At 47.7% G+C, this 23,341-nt stretch carries 21 protein-coding genes and 1 other RNA gene; 13 read left to right on the plus strand and 9 right to left on the minus strand.

The genetic code is table 11. The features are described from left to right. The first annotated feature begins 44 nt into the window (after positions 1-44). A complete protein-coding gene (gene trxA, locus FN124_RS21630) occupies positions 45-341 on the plus strand; it encodes a thioredoxin (protein ID WP_142686870.1) in 297 nt (98 codons plus the stop codon). 37 nt (positions 342-378) lie between these two features. Here the strand turns inward: trxA and FN124_RS21635 are convergent, their stop codons facing one another. The 4 genes from FN124_RS21635 to fbaA all read right to left on the minus strand — a co-directional run bounded on the left by FN124_RS21635 (position 379) and on the right by fbaA (position 4,231). Continuing rightward, a complete protein-coding gene (locus FN124_RS21635; protein WP_142686871.1) occupies positions 379-1,530 on the minus strand; it encodes a tetratricopeptide repeat protein in 1,152 nt (383 codons plus the stop codon). A 48-nt stretch (positions 1,531-1,578) separates the two neighbouring features. Then, the gene (smpB, locus tag FN124_RS21640) at positions 1,579-2,016 is read right to left on the minus strand and encodes an SsrA-binding protein SmpB (RefSeq protein WP_142686872.1); all 438 of its coding nucleotides are present in this window, start codon (positions 2,014-2,016) and stop codon (positions 1,579-1,581) included. A gap of 100 nt (positions 2,017-2,116) precedes the next feature. Continuing rightward, positions 2,117-2,965 carry an acetyl-CoA carboxylase, carboxyltransferase subunit beta gene (gene accD / locus FN124_RS21645; RefSeq protein ID WP_142686873.1) on the minus strand — a complete coding sequence of 283 codons (849 nt, stop codon included), beginning with the start codon at positions 2,963-2,965 and terminating at the stop codon, positions 2,117-2,119. 198 nt (positions 2,966-3,163) lie between these two features. Next, positions 3,164-4,231 (minus strand): class II fructose-bisphosphate aldolase, encoded by a 1,068-nt coding sequence (gene fbaA / locus FN124_RS21650; protein WP_142686874.1) that lies wholly within the window; start codon positions 4,229-4,231, stop codon positions 3,164-3,166. A gap of 137 nt (positions 4,232-4,368) precedes the next feature. Between fbaA and FN124_RS21655 the strand changes: the two genes are divergently transcribed. Further along, complete coding sequence (locus FN124_RS21655; protein ID WP_142686875.1) at positions 4,369-5,181, plus strand: alpha/beta fold hydrolase; 813 nt, start codon at positions 4,369-4,371, stop codon at positions 5,179-5,181. Here FN124_RS21655 and FN124_RS21660 read toward each other — a convergent pair. From FN124_RS21660 to FN124_RS21670, 3 genes are all read right to left on the minus strand, one after another. Next, the gene (locus tag FN124_RS21660; RefSeq protein WP_142686876.1) at positions 5,178-5,621 is read right to left on the minus strand and encodes a QcrA and Rieske domain-containing protein; all 444 of its coding nucleotides are present in this window, start codon (positions 5,619-5,621) and stop codon (positions 5,178-5,180) included. The two genes, FN124_RS21655 and FN124_RS21660, sit on opposite strands and share 4 nt — an antisense overlap. A 124-nt stretch (positions 5,622-5,745) precedes the next feature. Further along, positions 5,746-6,534 carry a helical backbone metal receptor gene (locus FN124_RS21665; protein ID WP_142686877.1) on the minus strand — a complete coding sequence of 263 codons (789 nt, stop codon included), beginning with the start codon at positions 6,532-6,534 and terminating at the stop codon, positions 5,746-5,748. Positions 6,535-6,540: 6 nt separating this feature from the next. After that, positions 6,541-7,899, minus strand: coding sequence for a pyridoxal-phosphate dependent enzyme (locus tag FN124_RS21670; RefSeq protein ID WP_142686878.1), 1,359 nt, complete (start codon positions 7,897-7,899; stop codon positions 6,541-6,543). Positions 7,900-8,226: 327 nt separating this feature from the next. Between FN124_RS21670 and bioD the strand changes: the two genes are divergently transcribed. The 10 genes from bioD (at position 8,227) to FN124_RS21725 (ending at position 18,782) form a co-directional block, all read left to right on the plus strand. After that, complete coding sequence (gene bioD, locus FN124_RS21675; protein WP_142686879.1) at positions 8,227-8,871, plus strand: dethiobiotin synthase; 645 nt, start codon at positions 8,227-8,229, stop codon at positions 8,869-8,871. Next, positions 8,868-9,443 (plus strand): 5-formyltetrahydrofolate cyclo-ligase, encoded by a 576-nt coding sequence (locus FN124_RS21680; RefSeq protein WP_142686880.1) that lies wholly within the window; start codon positions 8,868-8,870, stop codon positions 9,441-9,443. Before bioD ends, FN124_RS21680 begins: the two co-directional genes overlap by 4 nt. Positions 9,444-9,449: 6 nt before the next feature. Continuing rightward, the gene (gene lpxK / locus FN124_RS21685; RefSeq protein ID WP_142686881.1) at positions 9,450-10,520 is read left to right on the plus strand and encodes a tetraacyldisaccharide 4'-kinase; all 1,071 of its coding nucleotides are present in this window, start codon (positions 9,450-9,452) and stop codon (positions 10,518-10,520) included. Between the two features lie 15 nt (positions 10,521-10,535). Further along, the gene (rnr, locus tag FN124_RS21690) at positions 10,536-13,328 is read left to right on the plus strand and encodes a ribonuclease R (RefSeq protein WP_221887858.1); all 2,793 of its coding nucleotides are present in this window, start codon (positions 10,536-10,538) and stop codon (positions 13,326-13,328) included. 24 nt (positions 13,329-13,352) lie between these two features. Continuing rightward, the gene (locus tag FN124_RS21700; RefSeq protein WP_142686882.1) at positions 13,353-14,324 is read left to right on the plus strand and encodes a polyprenyl synthetase family protein; all 972 of its coding nucleotides are present in this window, start codon (positions 13,353-13,355) and stop codon (positions 14,322-14,324) included. Between the two features lie 183 nt (positions 14,325-14,507). Then, positions 14,508-16,142, plus strand: a complete 1,635-nt coding sequence (locus FN124_RS21705; protein WP_142686883.1) for an amino acid permease — start codon at positions 14,508-14,510, stop codon at positions 16,140-16,142. Between the two features lie 47 nt (positions 16,143-16,189). After that, positions 16,190-16,654: a DoxX family protein gene (locus tag FN124_RS21710; RefSeq protein WP_142686884.1), complete on the plus strand. Its 465-nt coding sequence runs from the start codon at positions 16,190-16,192 to the stop codon at positions 16,652-16,654. Between the two features lie 200 nt (positions 16,655-16,854). Beyond that, complete coding sequence (locus tag FN124_RS21715; RefSeq protein ID WP_142686885.1) at positions 16,855-17,904, plus strand: Smr/MutS family protein; 1,050 nt, start codon at positions 16,855-16,857, stop codon at positions 17,902-17,904. Between the two features lie 24 nt (positions 17,905-17,928). Further along, an RNA gene (rnpB, locus tag FN124_RS21720) (RNase P RNA component class A) lies at positions 17,929-18,303 on the plus strand. A 68-nt stretch (positions 18,304-18,371) separates the two neighbouring features. Beyond that, positions 18,372-18,782, plus strand: a complete 411-nt coding sequence (locus tag FN124_RS21725) for a DUF4870 domain-containing protein (RefSeq protein ID WP_142686886.1) — start codon at positions 18,372-18,374, stop codon at positions 18,780-18,782. A gap of 75 nt (positions 18,783-18,857) precedes the next feature. Here the strand turns inward: FN124_RS21725 and FN124_RS21730 are convergent, their stop codons facing one another. Continuing rightward, positions 18,858-20,555, minus strand: a complete 1,698-nt coding sequence (locus FN124_RS21730) for a S8 family peptidase (RefSeq protein WP_221887859.1) — start codon at positions 20,553-20,555, stop codon at positions 18,858-18,860. Between the two features lie 359 nt (positions 20,556-20,914). Here FN124_RS21730 and FN124_RS21735 point away from each other — a divergent pair, with 359 nt between their 5' ends. Continuing rightward, complete coding sequence (locus tag FN124_RS21735; protein WP_142686887.1) at positions 20,915-21,448, plus strand: histidine phosphatase family protein; 534 nt, start codon at positions 20,915-20,917, stop codon at positions 21,446-21,448. Positions 21,449-21,795: 347 nt separating this feature from the next. Here FN124_RS21735 and amaB read toward each other — a convergent pair whose 3' ends face one another. Beyond that, entirely contained in the window at positions 21,796-23,322 is a 1,527-nt protein-coding gene (gene amaB, locus FN124_RS21740; protein ID WP_142686888.1) for an L-piperidine-6-carboxylate dehydrogenase, read from the minus strand. Between the last annotated feature and the right edge of the window lie 19 nt (positions 23,323-23,341).

Raw genomic sequence — 23,341 nt, forward strand, 5'->3', positions numbered from 1 at the left:
TTTCAAAAAGTCCGTAATTTGTGGATGGAATTAAAACATGTGCTATGGAAAACCTGCAGGCGATAATCGCTTCTCCCACACCCGTACTGATTGATTGTTTTGCCACCTGGTGCGGTCCCTGCCAGATGGTGCCTCCCATATTGAAAGAGGTAAAGGATAAAATGGGTGAAAAGATCCGGATTATCAAGATAGACATAGATAAAAACCAGCAGCTGGCCGCTCAGTGGCAGATCAGCAGCGTGCCTACCTTATTGCTTTTCCGCGAAGGTAAGCTGATATGGAGACAGAGCGGGGTGGTACCTGCGCATCAGCTGATACCATTGCTGCAGCAGAAGATATAACATAAAAAAGTCTCCGGATTCCGGAGACTTTTTTATGTTATATCCTGTTATAAAAACTTTGCAGATCCCTTGCCAGCACATCATAAATAGGCCGCGTAAATTCCATGAACAGATCGGTAGGCGGTGGTGGAGGCATATCCCGTCCGCCCATCAGCTGTTTATCTTCATCACTTAAAGCTCTTTCATCTCCCTTGAATGTACCATACTGGTTCAGCCAGGTATAACTGCCGGGTATGCGGTCGGTACGCAGCAGTTGCCCATTGGAAGTATTGGTGATGCGATAGTCCAGCAGTCCTTTCGACACCACCGTTTTTTTAGTGATATACAGGGTTGCTTTTACTGTTTTATAGACATTGGATTCATTTCCGGTAGAATCTTTGGTGGTGCCCACCACAATTTCTTTTGAAACATCGCGCTCGATGCGGTCTACATAGGTTTGGCCCACTATAAAATCAAAGAAGCGCAGTTCAATATATTCATCGGGGCGGAGGTTTTCATTGCGGGCCACCCGCTCATCATAGAACTGTACAAACTGGTTGATATTTCGTTGCTGCAGGTTGCGTACCAGGTAATCACGGAACTGGTCGGCGCTGAACTGGTAATAGGGTGAGCGTACTTCAATTTCGCTTACTACCACGTTGATTACTCCCATCCGGTAGGCTTCGTCCCGGCGTTGTTTGGCGTCGCGGTAATTAGGGATGAGCTTAAGCGCGGCGCCGAATTCCTCGTAAGCCTGCCGTGCACTGGCTTTATCGCCCTGGCTCAGTAAAGACATGCCGCGGTCGTACCGCATTTCAGCGGCGTTTTCCTGGGCGCCTGTAATGGCATCCCTGTAATCCTTCGGCTGTACCAGTTTAAGGGCCGCAGGGGAGCTGTGAATAGCGTTATAAAGGCTTTGCATGGCCCTGTACTCATTCCGTATACTTTCCCACTTGAGCTCGTTGTTGGAGCGTAGATATGCACTAACCCGGTCTTCCCGCACCAGTTGCGCCTGTTTGTAGGCATCCGGCAGCAGCCGCGTAGCGGTGGCGTCCTGGGGGTTGCGTTGCAGCTTTTTCACAAAGGCAGTAACGGCTTCACCGTACCTGCCTTTGTTGAATAATTTTTCACCTGATTTACAGGAAAGAATAAAAATGTAGAGAAGGATGGTGATAAGGCTCAGTAATTGTCTGAATATTAGCTTTTTCAATGGGGAACTGTTTTTAAAAGGATATGCTTTTGCCTGCCGGCGCTTTGTTTATTTATATTGTCGTCTGAGCTCCCTGTCGGCTTCCCTTGCTTTGATAGAGTCGCGCTTATCATGAAGCTTTTTACCTTTACCAATACCAATCTCCATTTTTGCCAGGCTTTTATCAGTAATGAATATACGAAGTGGTACAATAGTATAGCCGCGTTCTTTGATCTTGTTTTCCATTTTTCTCAGTTCCCGTTTGGTGAGCAGCAGCTTACGCTCGCGCAGGGGATCATGGTTGGAGGAAGTACCGTGCGAATATTCCGCAATATGCAGGCTTCTCACGTATAATTCTCCCTTTGAAAAATAGCAGAAGGAATCGTTAAAGCTCACCTTACCTGCACGGATGGACTTGATCTCAGTGCCAAGCAACACCATTCCTGCAATGAACTTATCTTCTATTGCGTACTCAAAATATGCCGATCTGTTCTTTAATTCTGCCATTTGTGCTTTGATATGAGGGGTTGGTTTTTAGCCTTCAACGGTTGGCAGTTGCAGGAATATCCATGCAGGTGCCAACCGTCGGAGCCTAAAAGCTGTCTTCTTAATTTTTAAAGATGGTAAGCAAACTTGCCAACTTCGTCTTCAGTTCTTTTCTATCCATGATGAAATCCAGGAAACCGTGCTCCAGCAGGAATTCGGCGCTCTGGAAACCAGCAGGTAAGTCTTTCTTGATGGTTTCTTTGATGATCCTCGGACCGGCAAAACCGATAAGGGCGCCTGGCTCAGCAATGTTAAGGTCGCCCAGCATTGCATAAGAGGCTGTTACGCCGCCGGTGGTAGGATCGGTCATCAGGGAGATGTAGGGGAGCCTTGCATCAGCCAACTGTGTGAGTTTGGCGGATGTTTTAGCCATCTGCATCAGGGAGAAGGCGCTTTCCATCATACGGGCGCCACCTGATTTGGAGATGATCATCAGCGGCATCTTATGTACAATACAGTAATCGATGGAGCGGGCAATCTTTTCACCAACAACAGAACCCATGGAACCACCAATAAAGTTAAAATCCATGCATGCCACTACGAGATCATTTCCCAGCACTTTACCCGTACCAACGGTCATCGCATCTTTCAGGCCTGATTTCTTCTGCGCATCTTTCAGCCTGTCGGCATAAGGTTTCAGATCTTTAAAGCCCAGGAAGTCGGTCGGGTATATATTGGGGAACAGTTCCTCGAACTGGTTGTTATCAAAGATGATCTCAAAGTACTCGGCAGAGTTAATACGGTTGTGATAATTACACTTATCGCAAACATAGTAATGCTCCTTCAGATCCTTTACGGTGGTGGTTTTTTTACAGTTAGGACACTTGTGCCACAAACCATCCGGTGCTTCTTTCTTTTCACTGGTGGTGGTAGAGATGCCTTGTTTAATTCGCTTAAACCAGCTTGACATATTTTACTATTAGATTAGAAAATAGTGGTGCAAGATACGAATTATCGCATAAAGGCAAAAACATATAGGGAAAAGTATAAAGTTTAAATCAAAAAGCAAAAAGCCATTGTAGTGGAGATAATAACATATACATATAATATATGACGCTTTATCCCCTTTACAACAGCTTTTTGCTTTATATGTCAGGCGTTTGACTGATTATGCGTTCCTGTTAATACAGTTCAGATCCCTGAACGCTTCTTCCAGGCGTTTAACAAAGGTTTCTTCACCTTTGCGCAGCCATACACGCGGATCGTAGTATTTTTTATTTGGTTTGTCCGGTCCTTCGGGGTTACCCAGCTGAGCCTGGAGGTAATCCTTCTTTGCTTCGTAGAAATCGTGGATACCTTCCCAGAATGCCCACTGCATATCTGTATCAATGTTCATTTTGATAACGCCATAACCCAGCGCTTCAGTGATCTGGTGCTTTGGAGAACCGCTACCACCGTGGAATACGTAGAATACCGGTTTAGCGGCAGTTTTAAATTTCTCCTGGATGAATTCCTGGCTGTTGTGCAGGATCACCGGACGGAGCTCTACGTTACCAGGGGAGTATACGCCATGAACGTTACCGAAAGCAGCTGCCACGGTGAAACGCGGGCCTACCTTTGATAAAATTTCATACGCATAGGCTACTTCTTCAGGCTGAGTGTACAGCTTGGAGTTGTCTACGCCGGAATTGTCCACACCATCTTCTTCACCACCTGTTACGCCCAGCTCAATTTCGATGGACATACCCAGTTTATTCATTCTCTCAAAATATTTATGAGAAATTTCGATGTTCTCTGCAATCGGCTCTTCAGACAGGTCCAGCATATGGGAACTGTAAAGCGGCTGACCGGTTTGTTTGAAATGTTGTTCGCCTGCATCCAGCAGACCATCTATCCATGGCAGCCATTTCTTGGCAGCATGGTCTGTATGCAGTACTACGGGAACACCGTAATATTTAGCCACTTCATGTACATGTTTGGCGCCGGAAATACCACCTGCAATATTAGCCTGCAGCTTGTCGTTCGGCATACCTTTACCGGCAAAAAATTGTGCACCACCGTTAGAAAACTGGATGATAACCGGTGAATTCACTTTAGCAGCTGTTTCCAGTACCGCATTCACGGAGTTAGTTCCCACAACATTTACGGCAGGCATAGCAAATCCGTTGTCTTTGGCATCGTTATACAGCGCATCCAGCTCTTCGCCGAATAGTACGCCAGCTCTGTATTTTCCCATACTCTGATATGTGTTTTAATTTTTTAGGAAAGCAAATATAAGGAGTTAAATAGAAGATTTATAGCGAAAAGTAAGTGCTTATGTATTAATTCTACCAACAGAAAAATGTATTTTAACCGGTATCAATCCCGTTTTATATGAAATTATTCCTGTTTTTCCTCGCGGTGATATGTCTGCAAATGCCATCCGGCAGTGCATCTGCGGATAATGCAACCGATTCCCTGCAGTACTTCACTTCCTTTGATGGTACCCGGATCCATTATACCGTTACCGGTACGGGAGCTCCTGTATTATTGGTACATGGCTTCATTGTGAACGGGGATTCCTGGAAAAAAACGGCCTTGTATGATTCATTGCTCGTACACGGGTATAAGGTAATAACCCTTGACCTGAGGGGAAACGGGGCATCGGATCATCCGCACGACAGCCTCGCGTATCTCAATGATGCGGAAACAAAGGACATTATGGGATTGATGACCTGGCTTAATATTAATAATTACCAGGCAGTGGGCTATTCGAGAGGCAGTATCATCGTATCGCGCCTACTGGTGCTGGATGCCAGGGTACGTAGCGCGGTGATGGGAGGGATGGGCACTGCTTTTACAAACCCCGCCTGGCCGCGCCGGCAGCAGTTTTACGAGGCGCTTTCCGGGAAAGAGGTACCGGAGCTGGCCGCGATGGTGAAATATGTACAACAGTCGGGGCTGGATCAGCGCGCCCTTGCTATGATGCAGTTGGGCCAGCCCACTACTACACCTCAGGAGCTGGCCGGCGTGCATCAGCCGGTATTGGTTATCGGGGGGGATAAAGACGAAGATAATGATACCGGCGGCTCACTCGCAGCCATGATGCCGGCAGGAATGCACGGCACCGTAGCCGGAGATCATAATTCAGTAGTACGCAGCGTGCCCTTTGCGGAATGGGTGCTCGATTTTCTTGAGAAACATTAGCTCACTGTGAGCACATTTCCATCTACCTTAATAGTATAAGCCGTCAGCGCTGCAGTGGCCGGGCCTGTGTTCACCGCGCCGGTAGTGGTATACCGGCTGCCATGGCCGCAGGGCGCATTACATTCTATCAATTTGGAGCTGTTGTTGTAGGTAGCCACCGTGCAACCCTGGTGAGTGCAGGTGCTGGAAAGCGCCGTGAAAGCCGATGCTGTGTTGCCGGCAGCAACGCGGATAATGATCACCCCGTTGGAAATCTTAAAGTCGCCCACATTGGTGAGATCACTGCCGAGGTTTAATGATAGTTTGGCATTGCCGCCACCGCCGCCGGGAGGAGCAGGATCAGGATTATCGTTGCCTCCCTTGCTGCAGGCAGCTAAACCGGCGGTACAAACAAGTGCCAGTGTAAGTCCGATGTTGGAAACAAAGTCTCTTCTTTCCATAAAGTGCGTTTTAATTGAGTGGATCGTTATCCTGTTTACGCAGTTGGAAAGAAGAACGTTGCCTCAGCATGCGAATTTTGCCGCGAATTTTGTCTGATTCAGGATTATGATGATTTTGCTGATTTTAATTTTTGTGTTGCTTTTTGATCAGCGTTTGAAAATAGGCGGGGGCCTCCAGCAAACGGCTGCCATACCAGGAAAACATTTCACCATCTACCAGCTGAACATGTGCATCCGGTAATATTGCCTGCAGTTCCGCGATATGTTTTTCCTTAAAAGGATAGGGCTCCGAAGAAAGCAATATCCTGCGGCAACCGCTGTTTGCCAGTTGGGTGGCAGTAATGACGGGATAACGGGGCTGCTCCCCGAATACATTCCGGAAGCCGCACAGCTGCAGCATATGGTGGATGAAGGTGTCTCCGCCCGCCACCATCCATGGATCGCGCCAGATAAAGTAGGCAGTGGGAACGGCAGTTGTAAAAGGCTGTAATGAAGAAAAGCCCGCTTTGATCCGGGAAACGATACTGGCGGCGGCATCCACACGATCTGTTATCGCACCTACGCTGGTAATCATACTGTATGCATCTTCCAGGGTCTGGATATTACTTACCCATACCGGGTATTCCTGCATCAGCAGCTCCACATCGGCCGCCAGGTTTTCTTCCTTGTTGGCAATGATAAGGTCGGGTGAAAGCTGCCGAATAATACCGGAGTGAATATTTTTGGTACCGCCTATCCTCGTCTTTTCCCGGAACCATGTTAACGGATGTACGCAGAATTTGGTAATGCCCACCACTTCTTTTTCAAGTCCGAGGGAATACAGCAATTCTGTTTGGGAGGGCACCAATGAAACAATCCGCCTGGGCGGATTGTCGAGTGTTATCTGTCTGTGCAGCTGATCAATAAATAACATATGCTTTTATCTGCCAAGTGCCTGTATAATATCGTACTTCGTAACAATGTGATGATTGCCGCTGTCGTCTTTTGTAAGCACCGCACCGTTTTCCCGGTTGATATACACGGATAGTTTTTCAATGGGCGTATCCTGGCTTACCAGTGGGAACGACGGCTGCATCACCTGTTGTACCAGGGCATCTTTCAGGTTGACATCATCGATCAGGCGGTTGAACAACCCGTTTTCAGAGATGGAGCCGATCAGCTCTCCGCCTTGTTCTACAGGGATATGCTCGATGTCATATTTTTTCATCCTGGCGATAGCCTCACTTACTTTTTCATCTGCGCTGATGGTTACCAGTGGCTGGTTACGGCGTCCATTCACTACATCCTTTACTGTTTTTACATCCAGGAACCCGCGCTCCATCATCCATTGGTCGTTGTAAATTTTTCCTACATAACGGCTGCCATGATCATGGAAAATAACCACTACCACGTCTGTAGGCTTTAGTGATTCCTTTAGCTGCAGCAGCCCTGCTATGGCCGATCCAGCGGAATATCCCACGAAGATGCCTTCTTCTTTGGTGATGCGGCGCGCCATCACAGCAGCGTCTTTATCGGTAACTTTTTCAAATTTATCGATCACCTTCATATCGTAATTCTCCGGCACAAAATCTTCCCCTATACCTTCGGTTATATAAGGATATACTTCGCTCATATCCAGCTGACCGGTTTCAAAATATTTCTTCAGTAAGGAACCATAACTGTCAATAGCCCATACTTTAATGTCGGGGTTCTTTTCCTTCAGGTATTTTCCTGTGCCGGTAACGGTGCCGCCGGTACCGGTAGCCACCACCAGGTGGGTGATCTTTCCGTCAGTTTGCTCCCATATTTCAGGACCGGTTTGCTCGTAATGTGCATCACGGTTAGCGAGGTTATCATATTGGTTCACATAAAATGAATTGGGCACTTCTGTAGCCAGTCTTTTGGACACGGAATAGTAAGAGCGGGGATCTTCGGGCTCCACATTGGTAGGGCAAACAATCACTTCTGCACCTACGGCTTTCAGGATATCCACTTTTTCTTTAGATTGTTTATCTGTGGTGGTGAAAATACACTTATATCCCCTGATAATAGCTGCCAGGGCCAGGCCCATGCCCGTATTGCCGGAAGTGCCTTCAATAAGGGTGCCACCGGGTTTGAGCAATCCTTTCTCTTCTGCTACATCCACCATTTTCACGGCCATGCGGTCCTTAATAGAGTTGCCGGGGTTAAAGAACTCCACCTTTGCCAATACCGTGCAGGGCAGGGAGGCAGTTACACGGTGCAGCTTTACCATTGGGGTATTTCCTATCGTTTCGAGTATATTATCACAGTATTTCATAAAAAAAATGAGGTTTGTATAGCTACGAAAATACGGAAATGAGCGGATTTTGTCTGACTCAGGATTATGATGATTATAATGATTACCTGGATTTGATCATTTTTGATTTTTCTGATTTTTTACGCTGCTTCGATTCAAATCAGCATAGATGAGATAAGAGCTAATTCCGCCATCGCCGAAGACGATTCAACTTTATCCGCTCATATCTCCCCGAATCCTTTAAAATCCAAAAGCTCAAATCCAGGTAATCATTATAATCATCATAATCCTGAGTCAGACAACCTCCGCGTCGGACAAACTCCGCGTAATCCGCGTATCTTTGCGCCGATGAACCAAAGGATTTTTATAACTGGAACAGGTACAGGTGTAGGTAAAACCATTACCGCAGCCTGCATTACGGAAGCATTGACCGCCGACTACTGGAAACCGGTGCAGACAGGGCTGCTGGAGGGCACGGATACAGACACGGTATCCTCCTTATTGTCAAATAAAGTGTCAGTTTGTCACCCGGAGGCCTGGAGGCTGGTAGCTCCGGCTTCCCCGCACCTGGCAGCGCGATTGGAAAACTGCACTATTGATGAGGCGCGTATACTGCAGCTGGCGGATCAGTACCAGCCTGCAGGCCGTGCATTTGTGATGGAAGGGGCCGGGGGCCTGATGGTACCGGTGAATGAAGAAGTGTTTACACTGGATCTTATAGCGGTCCTGAAAGCCAGGGTAGTGATTGTAGCGCAGAATTACCTCGGCAGCATCAATCACTGCATGCTTACCGCACGGATGCTGCAACATACAGGCGTGCCCGTTATTGGATGGGTGTTTGGAGGAGATTATCATACCAATGAAGATGATGTGGTAAAATGGAGCGGGTATCCGAAAATAGGCCGCATCCCGCTGACAGATACGGTAGATAAGGCATTTGTTCAACAACAGGCACAGTTGTTGTCTACCCCGCTGCATACTTTAATGGCATGACCACTAAAAAGGATATACGAAAACATTTCCTGGAGCTGCGGCTCAACCTGGACGACCCCACCGCCCTTTCCCTGAATGAACGGTTACTGGCGAATGTACGCCGGCTCGATTTCAGCGCTGCCAGGAATGCGCATATCTTTCTTCCTATCTCAGAAAAAAAAGAAGCAGATACCTGGCCCCTGGTAAAATGGGGGCGAAGCCAGTGGCCGGATATGGAATGGGTGATTTCCCGTTCGGACATGAAGACCGGGGATATGGTGCACTATCTCTGGAAAACCAATACGGTACTGGTTAAAAACAAATTCGGCATTCCCGAGCCGGTTCATGGGGATGTAGTGCCTCCGGAAATTATAGATCTTGTATTTGTACCTTTGCTGGCCTTCGACCGGCAGGGACAACGGGTGGGATATGGTAAAGGGATGTACGACCGTTTCCTGAAACAATGCCGGCCTGATGTACGTACCATCGGCTTGTCGCTGTTTGAGCCCGTACCGCAGATAGAGGACGTTGATCCCTGGGATGTGCCGTTACATACGGTAGTGACCCCGGATCATATTTATCAATTTAAATAAACTACAGTGCTTAAATACCTGAGTATTCTTTTATATCCCTTCTCCCTGCTGTATGGCCTGGTAATGTGGATACGGAACAAATTTTATGACAAGGGACTGCTTACTGCAGTGGAATTTGATCTGCCTGTGATCGCCGCCGGTAACCTGTCGGTAGGCGGTACAGGGAAAACCCCGCATGTGGAGTATATGATCCGCCTGTTGAAAGATCATCTGAAAGTAGCTACGCTGAGCAGGGGGTACAACCGCCGTACCAGCGGCTACATCCTGGCCGATGAGAACAGTACTGCAGCCGATATAGGGGATGAGCCTATGCAGTTTCATGATAAATTCCCGGATATCAAAGTATGTGTGGGAGAGGAACGGATGCTGGCCATTCCACAGCTGCTGGGTGATGAACCGGACACACAGGTAGTGCTGCTGGACGACGCTTTCCAGCACCGTTCCATAAAACCCGGTCTTAATATCATGATCACCGATTACAGCCGGTTGTTTACCCGGGATCATGTGGTGCCCTTCGGGCGTTTAAGGGAAGGAAGACAGGGATATCACCGGGCCGATTGTATCATCGTATCAAAGTGCCCGCCTGCCATGAGCCTGGAAGAGAAGCAGGCACTGGAAAAAGAAATTAACCCGTTGCCTCATCAGCGGCTCTTTTTCACTACCTTGCAATACGGCGCCCTGTCAGATATGATCACCCGCGAGCCGGTAGCAATTCCCGGATCGGCAACCGCGCTGCTGGCATGTGGTATAGCAAGGCCCGAACCTTTGCTCGAAGAATTGAAACGGCGCTACAAACAGGTATATCTTTTGTCTTTTCCCGATCATTATTATTATTCGGAGAAGGACATACTGAAAATAAAAAAAGAATGCAGTGATCTGCCCGGCACTGAAAAGATTGTCATTACTACAGAAAAGGATGCAGTAAGGCTACATCTGCTCAAAGGTATGCTGGCAGAACAAAATCTGCAGATAGCTGTTATTCCGGTGGAGGTTGCATTCCTCTTCGGAGAAGCAGAATTATTTAATAACTTTATTTTTGACTACATAGGCCGGCACCTGCCAGCGCCTGGTCAATAATAACTTACGACTAACATGAGTAGAAAAAAGAAAAATAAGAAAGGCGGTAACCCAAATAACCCCCAGCAAAGCCATAGCCAAAAGAAAACCTTTAAAGGCGTAGTGGAAGTAACAAAGTCCGGAATGGCTTTTGTAATTGTGGACGGCCTTACAAAAGATATCATGGTAAAGCAGAAGAACCTGCATACCGCCCTCGACAGGGATGAAGTTTTAGTAGATGTATTGAAAACCGGTCGTAATGAAGGCCGCATGGAAGGGATTATAACGGATATCCTTAAACGAAATAAAACTGAATTTACCGGCACCCTCCAGGTCAGCAAAAGCTTTGCTTTCCTTATTCCTGAAAAAGGATTGTTTATGCCGGATATCTATATTCCCGCCAACTCCCTCGGGGAGGCGAAAAGCGGTGATAAGGCACTGGTGAAGATTGTTGCCTGGGGAGAGAAATCCCGCAAACCCGTAGGCGAAATCGTAGAGATCCTTGACGCCAGCGATACCAACGACCTGGCCATGAAGGAGATCCTTATTGAAGCAGGGTTCCCGCTGAATTTCCCCAAAGAAGTACTGGACGAACTGGGCAACATCCGTGAAGTGATTGCTGAAGAAGAAGTGGCTAAACGGAAAGACATCCGCAAAATCCTCACCATGACCATCGATCCGGTGGATGCCAAGGATTTTGATGATGCCATTTCCATCCGTTTACTGAAAAACGGGTTATATGAACTGGGAGTGCATATTGCGGATGTAAGTCATTATGTACTGCCCGGCACCGAACTTGATAAAGAAGCAGATAAACGCGCTACTTCTGTATACCTGCCGGACCGCGTATTGCCCATGCTGCCGGAAAAGATCTCCAATGAGCTTTGTTCCCTGCGCCCGCATGAAGATAAGCTCACCTTCTCCGCCATGTTCCAGATGAACGAAAAGGGAGAGGTGAAACAACATTGGATAGGCCGCACCGTGATCCACTCTGATCACCGGTTTACTTACGAAGAAGTACAGGAGATCATCGAACGCAGGTCCGACGGCCCTTACAAGAATGAAGTGCTGTTGCTGAACCGTATTGCCCAGAACCTGCGCAACCAGCGTTTTGCGCATGGCGCAATTAACTTTTCCTCCCAGGAAGTGCGCTTCAAACTGGACGATACCGGCAAACCCATCGGCATTGTTGTTAAGGAAAGTAAAGAAGCACACCAGCTGATTGAAGAGTTTATGCTGCTGGCCAATAAAACCGTGGCAGCATACGTTGGCAAATTGCGTATTAATAAACAGCCCATCCCATTCCCTTACCGTGTGCATGATACGCCCGACCCGGAAAAATTGAAAGTGTTTGCACTGTTCGCCGGTAAATTCGGGTATAAGTTTGATCTGAGCACACCGGAAAGCATTGCCAGCTCTTTTAACAAAATGCTGGCGGAGGTAAAAGGGAAACCGGAACAGCCGGTACTCGAAACGCTGGGTATCCGCACCATGGCCAAAGCCATTTACACCGTGAATAATGTAGGGCACTATGGTCTCGGTTTTGAAGACTACTGTCATTTTACATCTCCCATCCGCCGCTATCCCGATGTACTGGTACACCGAGTGCTGGCTGAATGCCTGGCCAACAGTGTGCGTCCCGACAAGCAAATGGAGCAGAAGTGCAAACATAGCTCTGAAATGGAACGTAAGGCCATGGAAGCAGAACGCGCCGGTAATAAGTACAAACAGGTAGAATATATGCAGCAGTTCATTGGTCATACCTTTGAAGGAGTGATCAGTGGAGTGGCACATTTTGGTTTCTGGGTGGAAACCATGGAGACCAAATGCGAAGGGCTTATCAGCATTCATAATCTGAATAAAAGGGAAGAGTTCCAGTATAACGAAGGCGAATATTCCCTGGTAGGCCAGCGTACGGGCCGTAAGTTCCGTATAGGCGAAAAGGTGAGTATCCGTGTAGTGGCCGCCAGCCTGGCAAAACGCCAGCTGGATTACGACCTGGAAGACGAGCTGACAGGCACCGGAACACCCGCTGCTGTATTCCAGCCCAAACGCCGTGATGAGCGTCGTGACGACCGCAAAGGTGATCATCGCCGTGATGATCGTGGAGGCGACCGCAAAAAGAAAAAAGACAAACAACGTCCTTACAAGCCCTGGGAACAGGAGGCAAAAGCTCCTCATAAAGCGCCGGAAGTGTCTCTCGGAGAGCCTAAGCCATTGCCGGTGGTAGACCAGGTAATAGTGGAAACGCATGTAGTGCCGGTAACACCGGACGCGCCTGTAAACCCGGCCGCAGAGCCAGTTGTATCAGCAGCACCGGTACCCGCAGCTGAACCTGCAGCTGTAGCAGAGCCTGCACCGGTACAGAAAAAGAAACCAAAGAAAGCACCGGCGGAAAAAGTGCCTGAAGCCCCGGCTCCTGCACCGGCTGCGGAAAAAACAGTTGCTAAAAAAGCTGCTGCAAAACCAGTAACTAAGAAAACAGTACCGGCGAAGAAAGCCGCTGCAAAACCAGTAACTAAAAAAGCAGTACCGGCAAAGAAAGCTGCTGCAAAACCGGAAGCTAAGAAAACACTACCGGCAAAGAAAGCTGCTGCAAAACCAGTAACTAAAAAAGCAGTACCGGCAAAGAAAGCCGCTGCAAAACCAGTGGCCAAGAAAGCAGTACCGGCAAAGAAAGCCGCTGCAAAACCAGTAGCTAAGAAAGCAGTACCAGCGAAGAAAGCCGCTGCAAAACCAGTAGCCAAAAAAGCAGTACCTGCTAAGAAAGCCGCTGCAAAACCAGTGGCAAAGAAAGCCGCCGCTAAAAACAAGTCAAAGAAAAAGTAAATAATAAAACACTAGCCAACAGCAATGCATTCATTCAAAGAATTAACAGCGCAGTTTAGTCAGCATTTTGAAAAACAACAATTCCCGGAACAACCAAGTAAATTATATAATGCAGCTTCCCATATCCTGGGAATAAGCGGAAAAAGGATCCGCCCTGTATTATGCCTGATGGGAAACGAATTATTTGACGACCTGCGGACGGATGCATTCGAAGTAGGCAGTGCGGTGGAGCTTTTTCATAACTTCACGTTGCTGCATGATGATATCATGGACAAAGCACCGATCCGCCGGGGCAAGCCCACTGTTCACACTGTGTACGGCGAGCCCGCAGCCATCCTGGCCGGCGATGTGATGCTTATCTATGTATACGAACGTCTTAACAAAATAGACGCGCATTATAAACAAAAGATCATCTCCGTATTTAATAAGGCCGCCATTGAGGTATGTGAAGGGCAGCAGCTCGATATGGACTTTGAAGGCATGGAACCGGAAAAGGTGCAGTACGGGAATTATGTACATATGATTGGTCTGAAAACATCTGTATTGCTGGCCGCCAGTTTGCAGCTGGGCGCTATTATCGGCGGCGCCGGTGAAGGTAACCAGCAGCATATTTATTCCTTTGGGAAAAACATTGGTATTGCCTTCCAGATCCAGGACGACTACCTCGATGCTTTCGGCGACCCCGAAAAATTTGGTAAACAACAGGGGGGAGATATCCTCGTAAATAAGAAAACATTCCTGCTCCTGAAAGCACTGGAATTGTGTACTCCCGAACAGCGTGAAGAGTTGAAAATGCTGCTGAATACATCGCCGGCAGATAAAGTGGAGCGTGTACTGGCACTGTTCCGCAGCTGCAAAGTGGATGAATGGGCAGAAAGGGAAAAGGAACGTTTCCAGCAACTGGCCTTCCAAAGCCTGGATAACGTGGCAGTATTATCCAGCCGTAAGGCGGCGCTGAAAGAGGTGGCTAACTTCCTCTTAAACCGTCAGCAATAAGGTTCGTATTCAAATTCGCATTATATTCGCGCTTGTCTTATTCAGGATGAAGTGATATGGCTGATTGCATTGATTATTTTCTGAAAGATTAATCAGCGCAATCAGCTTTATTATTTTTAAGCAGTAAGACAATCATATTCATTAAATTTAAAGACAACAAATCTAAACGTAATTCCTTAGCCAATGTCATCAAATTCGCTGTTTCGGAAGAAATCACTTACTGCCATTATCAAAGATGCCAAGGACGGTTTGTCGGATGGCCATGAAACAGGGGGGATGCATAAGGTATTGAAGGTGAAAGACCTTACCGCTATGGGAATTGCGGCAGTAATAGGGGCCGGTATCTTTTCCACCATCGGGGAGGCTTCTTTCCACGGTGGACCGGGCGTATCCCTGCTCTTCGTTATTACAGCAGTCACCTGCGGGTTCTCCGCACTTTGTTATGCTGAATTTGCCTCCCGTGTACCGGTTTCGGGCAGCGCCTATACTTATTCTTACGTTACTTTCGGAGAACTGGCCGCCTGGGTAATAGGCTGGGCCCTGATCCTGGAATACGCCATAGGCAATATTGCCGTAGCCATCTCCTGGAGCGGGTATTTCAATAACCTGCTGAGCGGGATAGGCCTGAGCTTACCCGATTGGCTCGCCAGCAACTACGACAGCGCCACCCCGGAGATCATCGCCGCGGCGCCGCATATTGCCGGTATCCCCTTTATTGTAAACCTCCCCGCATTCCTCATTGTGCTCCTGGTCACCTACCTGGCCTATATAGGCATACAGGAAAGTAAAAAGAGCGCCAATTTTATGGTGGCCCTGAAGATCCTGGTGATCCTGTTTGTGATCGTAGTGGGCTTTTTTTATGTAAATAAGGCCAATTGGCACCCTTTTATGCCTAATGGCTTCTCTGGTGTGCTGAAAGGGGTATCTGCCGTATTTTTCGCTTATATTGGCTTTGATGCGGTGAGCACCACCGCGGAAGAATGCGCCAACCCGCAGCGGGATCTGCCCAAAGGCATGATCTATTCCCTGATTATCTGTACAGTACTGTATATCCTTATTTCATTTGTGCTCACGGGTATGGTGCCGTATTACAATTTAAAGGTAAATGACCCCCTGGCTTACGTTTTTAACGAGGTAAACCTGCCCTGGATCAGCTATCTCATTTCCATCAGCGCCGTAGTGGCCACTACCAGCGTATTGCTGGTATTCCAGATAGGTCAGCCGCGCATCTGGATGAGTATGAGCCGCGATGGCCTGTTGCCAAAGCGTTTCAGTAAAATACACCCCCGTTTTAAAACGCCTTCTTTCGCAACTATTATCACCGGTATCCTGGTAGGTATCCCGGCGCTGTTCCTGAACCTCACCATCGTTACGGACCTGACCAGCATCGGTACCCTCTTTGCCTTTATCCTGGTTTGCGGAGGGGTGCTTATCCTGCCAAGAGAGGAGAAAGCCGTGGTAAAACGGTTTCAGCTGCCCTATATCAACGGGCAGTTTATTGTTCCCGGTATTGTAGTGGCGCTCGTTTTCATTTTTCATAAAGAAATTGCAACCAAACTCTCCCTTGCAGGCGGCTGGGAGGTATGGAAACATAACATTCCTTTCTACATATTTGTGGTGGTAAGCATCGCGCTTTCCTTTTTCTCACTTACCCGCAAACTATCACTGATACCGGTTCTGGGCATGCTGAGCTGTTTTTACCTGATGACGGAGATCGCCCTCAAAAACTGGATCGTTTTCTCTGTATGGCTTGCGGTAGGCTTAACCATTTATTTCCTTTACAGCTATACCAACAGCAAGCTGGCCACAAAAGCATAAATCTTCGTAACTTCAGTGTAGCTCTTTGATCCTAAAATTTATATTTTATGAACATGCTACAACGGGTTGAACACTGGGGTGATACGCATCACCCGAATTGGCTGAGTGTGGTCCGCATTCTGCTGGGGTTATTTCTCATGTACGTGGGTGTACGGTTTGTACAGGACCGCGATTCACTGATTTCCATGATTAACCAGAACCCGGCTTTGGCCACCCTGTCCATATTCCTGGGACATTATGTTGTATTTGCACACACGGTAGGAGGGTTGTTCATCGCTATGGGCCTGCTTACAAGGTTCTCTGCACTGGTGAATATCCCCGTATTGCTGGGTGCTGTATTTTTTGTTCATTCCCCAACAGGGCTGTTTACCGTATACCCGGTAATGGGTATCTCCTTACTGGTATTGTTCCTGTTGATATTCTTCCTGATCGAAGGCAGCGGCCGCATTTCAGTGGATGAATACATGCGCCGGCACCCCGAAAAGGCCCGGTCAAGAAAATACGCGGATTAGCTGTTTTTCATATAGCCGTACAGGTGAGTGTTACCATTTTAATGGCAATAGGGAGTTATGTCCCCTGCGGATTATCCGGCTCAGGATCAGGCTGATTATAATGATTTCATTGAGTTTTCTTTTGGATTTTAAAGGATTTGGTTAGATAGAAGTGGGCATATCCCCTCAATATTCTATTTTTGCAGTTGAAGAATGCAATTATGAAATACCAAAAAGGCGACAACATCCTGTTGTTGAGTTCAAAAGAAGAAGGAACAGTTGTTGACATTGTGAATGATAACATGGTGATGATAGAGGTGAAAGGAACGTCTTTTCCCGTGTACCTGGATCAGATCGACTTTCCCTATTTTCATCGTTTTACCCAGCAGAAACTGGTCAAAGAAAAACCTAAACTGATCCCCGGCGATGAGATCAAAGTAGACCGGAGGAAATATGAAGTGTTTAAAACAGATAAAGGCATGTTCCTCTCTGTTTTACCCGTATACCAGATGGACGGATACGACGAAACGGTGAAGCTGATGAAGTTCAACCTGTTCAATGATACGCCGCACGCCATGCGTTTCTATTTCCAGATATGGCTGAATAACCAGCTGGATCTTGAGATCAAGAATGAGATACATCCATATAATCATTTCTACCTGGCCGATCTCCTCTTTGAATCGCTCAATGATAACCCGCGGTTTGAATTCACTTTTTTCCTGAAGGAACCGCAACCAAAGCTGGCTGCTTCTGTAAAGAAGACGTGGAAGATCAAGCCCAAACAAATGTTTATACAGCTGGAGGAACTGCGCACCAAAGCAGAAGCCACCATTACTTACCCGTTGTTCGATAAATTTCCGGAGAAGGTACCCGAGCCGCCTGCGCCTGCAGAGCAGGCAAAAAAGAAGGCCCCTGTTACCACGGCAGGATCAGGTAACTTTGCCAGCCTGTTAAGCAAGATACAGTTGCAGCCGGAAACTTCCCTGGAGCCCAAACACGAAGTGGATCTTCATATTGAGGCGCTGGAAAAGAACTGGAAAGGGCTGAGCAATATCGCTATCCTGGCAATACAGCTGAACGCTTTCCAGCGTTACCTGGAACTGGCTATCAGCCATCACCAGCATAACCTCATCGTGATTCATGGCGTGGGCAAAGGGAAGCTCAAAGATGAGATTCACCAGATCCTCAAACAAACGCCGGAAGTAGCCACCTTTGTGAATCAATACCACGCCAAATACGGCTATGGCGCCACTGAGATAACGTTTAGGTAATATTTTCATTACCTTCGCGCTTCAACTACAAACCGTGCTATCGTTCCGCTGACTTGTGCAACGGGAAGGAAAGTCCGGACAGCGCAGAGCAACGCACCACCTAACGGGTGGGGCCCGGTGCAAACCGGGTACAGAAAGTGCCACAGAAAATAACCGTCTGCTCAGGCAGATAAGGGTGAAAATGTGGGGTAAGAGCCCACGGTGCAGGCAGGTAACTGTTTGTGCGGGTAAACCTTGCGTGCTGAAATGCCATGTATACGGTCGCTTGAGGGCTGCTCGCCCGATGACCGAGGGTAGGCAGATACAGGCGACGTGCGAACGCTGCCGCAGATAAATGATAGCAGCCTGTCCCGGCTTGCGGGGCAGGAACAGAATCCGGCTTACAGGTTTGTAGTTTTTTTTCTTCTCTCTTTTTGATATGCTAAAATAACCTGTTAACTTCCCGTATTGTATTTAATCTCTATTTTATGAATCAGAAAGATGAACGAACCTGGGGAGCTGTTGTTCACCTGGGGGGAATTATTGGCATGCTGATATTACCTACTGTTGGCAACATTATCGGTGTACTGATCTTTTGGCTTATCAAAAAAAATGAGTCCACTTTTGTAGACAGCCAGGGAAAGGAAGCTATCAATTTCCAGATCACGTTGAGTATTGCCGCGGTAATTGTAAACCTGATCAACAATATTGCTACAGGTTTTTGGTCGCTCACCAGTTTCTGGCGCCATGCCAGGGGCGAATTTTACAATACCTGGGGCTGGACAAACCTGCTCGGTGTATTATGGTTGCTGAACGTTATTTTTAGCATTATTGCGGCTGTAAAAGCCAGTAACGGCCAGTCTTACAAGTATCCGCTGAGTGTACGTCTTGTAAAATAGAAATGTATAAAAAGAGAGCGGGAAATTTATCTTCTGAAAGATGAATTTCCCGCTCTCTTTTTATGCTGAAGAAGATCAGTTCTTTTTGATGGCCTTTATTTTCGCCTTGTGCTGTTTTTTGCCTTTCACATTTTCGCCTTTAATGGTGGCCGCCAGCTTTAACGCCTCGTAAGCGTTCACCATTCCACCTGTAATCGAAAGGTCTGCAAAGTTTACCTTTTCATCGGTAGTACCTGGCTTATTAACCTGGGCCGCACTGCCGGTTAATGGAGTGGCGCTTTTTTCCAGTACATATTTCAACTGCCTGGCGCTGAGCTCGGGATAGTAGGAGAGTACCAGTGCTGCTACACCCGCTACCACGGGGCTGGCCATACTGGTTCCGCTGGCGCTGCCGTATTTGTTGCCACCGGGAATGGTTGAATAAATTTGTACGCCCGGTGCAAAAAGATCCACGGATTTCTTACCATAGTTGGAGAAAGGAGCTACCTTATCGTTACCAAGACCCGTATTGCTGGCACCTACTGTGATCACATTGGTGGCCACTGTGCCGTCCAGGTAATTGGGATTAGGATAATTGGCAACCGAATCGTTGTTGCTACCATCGTTACCGGCTGCATGTACCAGTAAAACGCCTTTTTCTTCGGCATACTTAAAGGCGGCATCTACCCAGTCTTTATGCGGGGAAAACGGTTTACCAAAGCTCATATTAATGATCTGGGCGCCGTTATCTACTGCATAGCGGATGGCCAATGCCACATCTTTATCCCTTTCGTCTCCATCGGGAACGGCTTTTACTGCCATAATACGCACGTTGTCGGCCACGCCGTCCATACCAACGCCATTGTTCCTGGCGGCGGCAATAATACCGGAAACGTGAGTGCCATGGAACCCAAAGGTGCCCATTACATCATTATTGCCGTATTTATTATCGTTGATATCATCGAGGTTGTCGCCTACAATCCTTTGCCTGTTGGCGTTTGGCGCTACTTCAGTGCTTTCTGCCTTACGCTTCAGCTCATTCATGTATTCATCGAATTCCATTTTGAACTCGCCGAAAGTGGCAGGCTCATCACCGGCGCTTTTCAGCAAACGGCTCATAAAGTTGCGTGCCAGCAATACATCCTGGTTGGTAGTCTGGATGCTGTCCAGCTGCGCCACATTGAAATCATCCTTACCGAGATAGTTCTTCAGGATGGTTTCACATTTATTCACGTTTTCCTGGAGCTTCGACATGCTTTTGTACTGCATCTTAAACTGGGAATTGGGCTTCTCAATTTTTGCCTGCAGCTGCTGCCAGATGGCATATTCCTTTGAGTCTTTGGCCAGTGCGGAGTCCGGGTTGCCATAAAGGTTTTTATACCGGTAGTATTCACGGGCGGCTTCTTCAGAGTCTTCTTTCAGGCTGCTGCCATCTTTCCCACCCAGGAAGTTCCAGCCATGAATATCGTCCACATACCCGTTATGGTCGTCATCCTTACCATTACCGGGGATTTCGCGGGTATTGGTCCACAAAATGCTTTTCAGGTCCTCGTGGGTTGTATCAATCCCCGAGTCGATCACCGCCACAATAACGGGGGTGCTTTTTTTCCCTTTTAATAACTCCTTGTAGGCTTTTTCTGTAGACGTACCATAAACACTGTCGGTGTCGTAACTCAGCAACTGCCAGTTTTTGGGTATCTGGGGTTTACTTTGTGCTTCAGTATTTGTTGTAAATGCAGTCATCAATGCAACACACCCTGCCAGGACTGCAACCTCTCGGCTTAACAATTTCATGTTCAATAATTTTCCCTATAAAAAACAACTAAAAATATCATGATGATAAGATTAAAGGTATAGAAAAAGCGCTATAACATTAAATATTAATGATAAACGCGCTATTTGTTGGTTGATTGGGAGATTGGAGGGGATATCTGATCATTCCCGGGCCTGCCGCAGGTCAGCCGGTTCATAGGCGATCTTATCCTGATTTGCTTGCTGGCCATAGCCGGTAACCACCTGTCACAATCCCTTTTGCAATTGTTGTTAAGCATCCTAGCTTTAACCTGTTCTTATTCCTCATACTCCTCATCTACCAGATCTGCGTTCGGGATTTTTTACAGGTATCGTATTTCATTTACTTAAAACTACCCATCATGTTAAAAGCTGTTCTCATGGCCACTTTGCTGGCTACCGGTACTCCCGTGTCTGCTACGGAACCGGAAGTAACCACTCTCATTTTTGTGAATGCCGCGGAGGTGGAATCATCTCCATCCGCAGATCCGGGCCTTAGTGCTGCAGGGCAGGAACAGGCCTCCCAGCTGGCGTCTTCACTGGAGGGGATGGATATCTCCGCTATCTATACCACCTACCTGAACCGCTCCGTGCAAACGGTGACCCCGCTCTCAAAAGCCCGTCAGCAGGAGCTTGGCTATTTCCGGTTAAATGGTGATCCCGACCAGACTACGGCTGTTATTAAAGACATGATAAAGAAAAATAAGGGCAAAACGATTGTTATTTGCAGTGTTCCCGAAAATATTACTGCAATGTTGCAGCATGCAGGTGTGAAGGGAAAAACCATGAAAACACTGTATGATAAAGGATGTGGACAGGTTTTAGTGGTAAAACACAGTGGTGGCGGTACGGCAGTAGCACAAAAGTTGAATATGAATATTCAAAAAAAAGTCTAATATTTATATCCGGAAAAGTTACTGATGGCTTCCCGCCATTATTGACTTTTCTCATAAGCATGGTTTCCGTTTAACGAAAAGCGGGGTTCTCTAACCTCGCTACTATTTTTAAAAACCATGTTGCCATCGGTGTATGTAGAGAAAGGTAACAAAGGTTACCTGGATATTCAACCTAGTTATTTTATCAACCGCTTTTAAAAATCTGATCGGGTAGCATCTCCGTCATGAAAATTAAAAGCTCCGGGGCAAGTGCCTCGGAGCTGGATGATCCGCAAAAAATTTACTGTAGAAATATATTATTACCAGCTATCTCTTTTGTTATGAAAGAGATAGCTGGTTGATTTGTGCTAGAGATCAAATCTGATACCCTGGGCCAGCGGGAGGCTATTGGAATAGTTGATGGTATTGGTTTGCCTGCGCATGTAAGCTTTCCACGCATCGGAGCCGCTTTCACGGCCACCGCCGGTTTCCTTCTCACCGCCAAAGGCACCGCCTATTTCGGCGCCGGAAGTGCCGATATTTACATTGGCAATGCCGCAGTCGGATCCTGCATTGGAAAGGAACTGTTCTGCTTCCCGGAGGTTCAGCGTCATGATGGCGGAGGATAATCCCTGTGGCACATCATTCTGCATGGCAATGGCTTCGGCCAGTGTGGTGTATTTCATAACATACAGGATAGGCGCAAAGGTTTCGTGCTGTACAATAGGGTACGTGTTTTCCACTGCCGCAATACAGGGTTTCACATAGCAACCCGATTCATAACCAGGTCCGGACAGCACGCCTCCTTCCACCAGGAAGGAACCGCCCTGTTGCTTTACCTGCTCAATAGCGCTGAGATAAGCATCCACAGCGGCTTTATCGATCAGTGGCCCCACGTGGTTATGCTCATCCAGCGGGTTGCCGATACGCAATTGCGCATATGCTTTCACCAGTCGGGCTGTAAATGCATCGTATACACTTTCATGGATGATCAGCCTGCGGGTGGAAGTACAGCGCTGTCCGGCTGTGCCCACAGCGCCAAATACAGCGCCAATAAGCGACATATCAAGATCGGCATCCTGGGAGATGATAATGGCGTTATTGCCTCCCAGTTCAAGCAGGGAGCGTCCCAAACGCTCTCCAACCGCCGCGCCCACGGCTTTACCCATCCGGGTGGAGCCAGTGGCGGAAACCAGGGGGATACGCTTGTCGTGCGCCATCCATTCACCTGCGTCCCTGCTACCGGTTACCAGGCAGCAAACGCCTTCCGGTACATTGTTGGCGGCAAATACATTAGCTACTATATGCTGGCAGGCCAGCGCTGTAACAGGCGTTTTTTCAGAAGGCTTCCAGATGCATACGTTCCCGCAAACCCATGCCAGCATGGAGTTCCAGCTCCAAACCGCTACAGGGAAATTAAACGCGGAAATAATACCGGTGATGCCCAGCGGATGCCATTGCTCATACATCCGGTGCCCCGGGCGCTCCGAGTGCATGGTTAATCCGTGCAGCTGCCTCGACAGCCCCACGGCAAAGTCGCAGATGTCAATCATTTCCTGTACCTCTCCATATCCTTCCTGCAGGCTTTTTCCCATTTCATAGGATACGAGCTTGCCCAGATGTGTTTTATGTTCACGGAGCGCAGCCCCGATCTGCCGTACTATTTCACCTCTTTTGGGAGCAGGCCAGGTGCGCCATTCTATGAACGCTTCCTGGGCGATGGCAACCACCTGGTCATAATCTTCCCGGTTGGCGCTTTTAACAGTAATAATCTTTTTATTATTTACCGGTGAAACCGAGGTGATCTCTTCCCCGTGAGCGGGCAACCAGTGCGTTCCCGTGCTGATGCCACTTTGTGCCGCGGTGATGCCAAATGCTTTTAAGATATCTTCCATTGTTGGTGTATTAAGGAGC

Origin of the sequence: Chitinophaga polysaccharea, assembly GCF_902150045.1 — a bacterium.
GTDB lineage: Bacteria > Bacteroidota > Bacteroidia > Chitinophagales > Chitinophagaceae > Chitinophaga > Chitinophaga polysaccharea_A.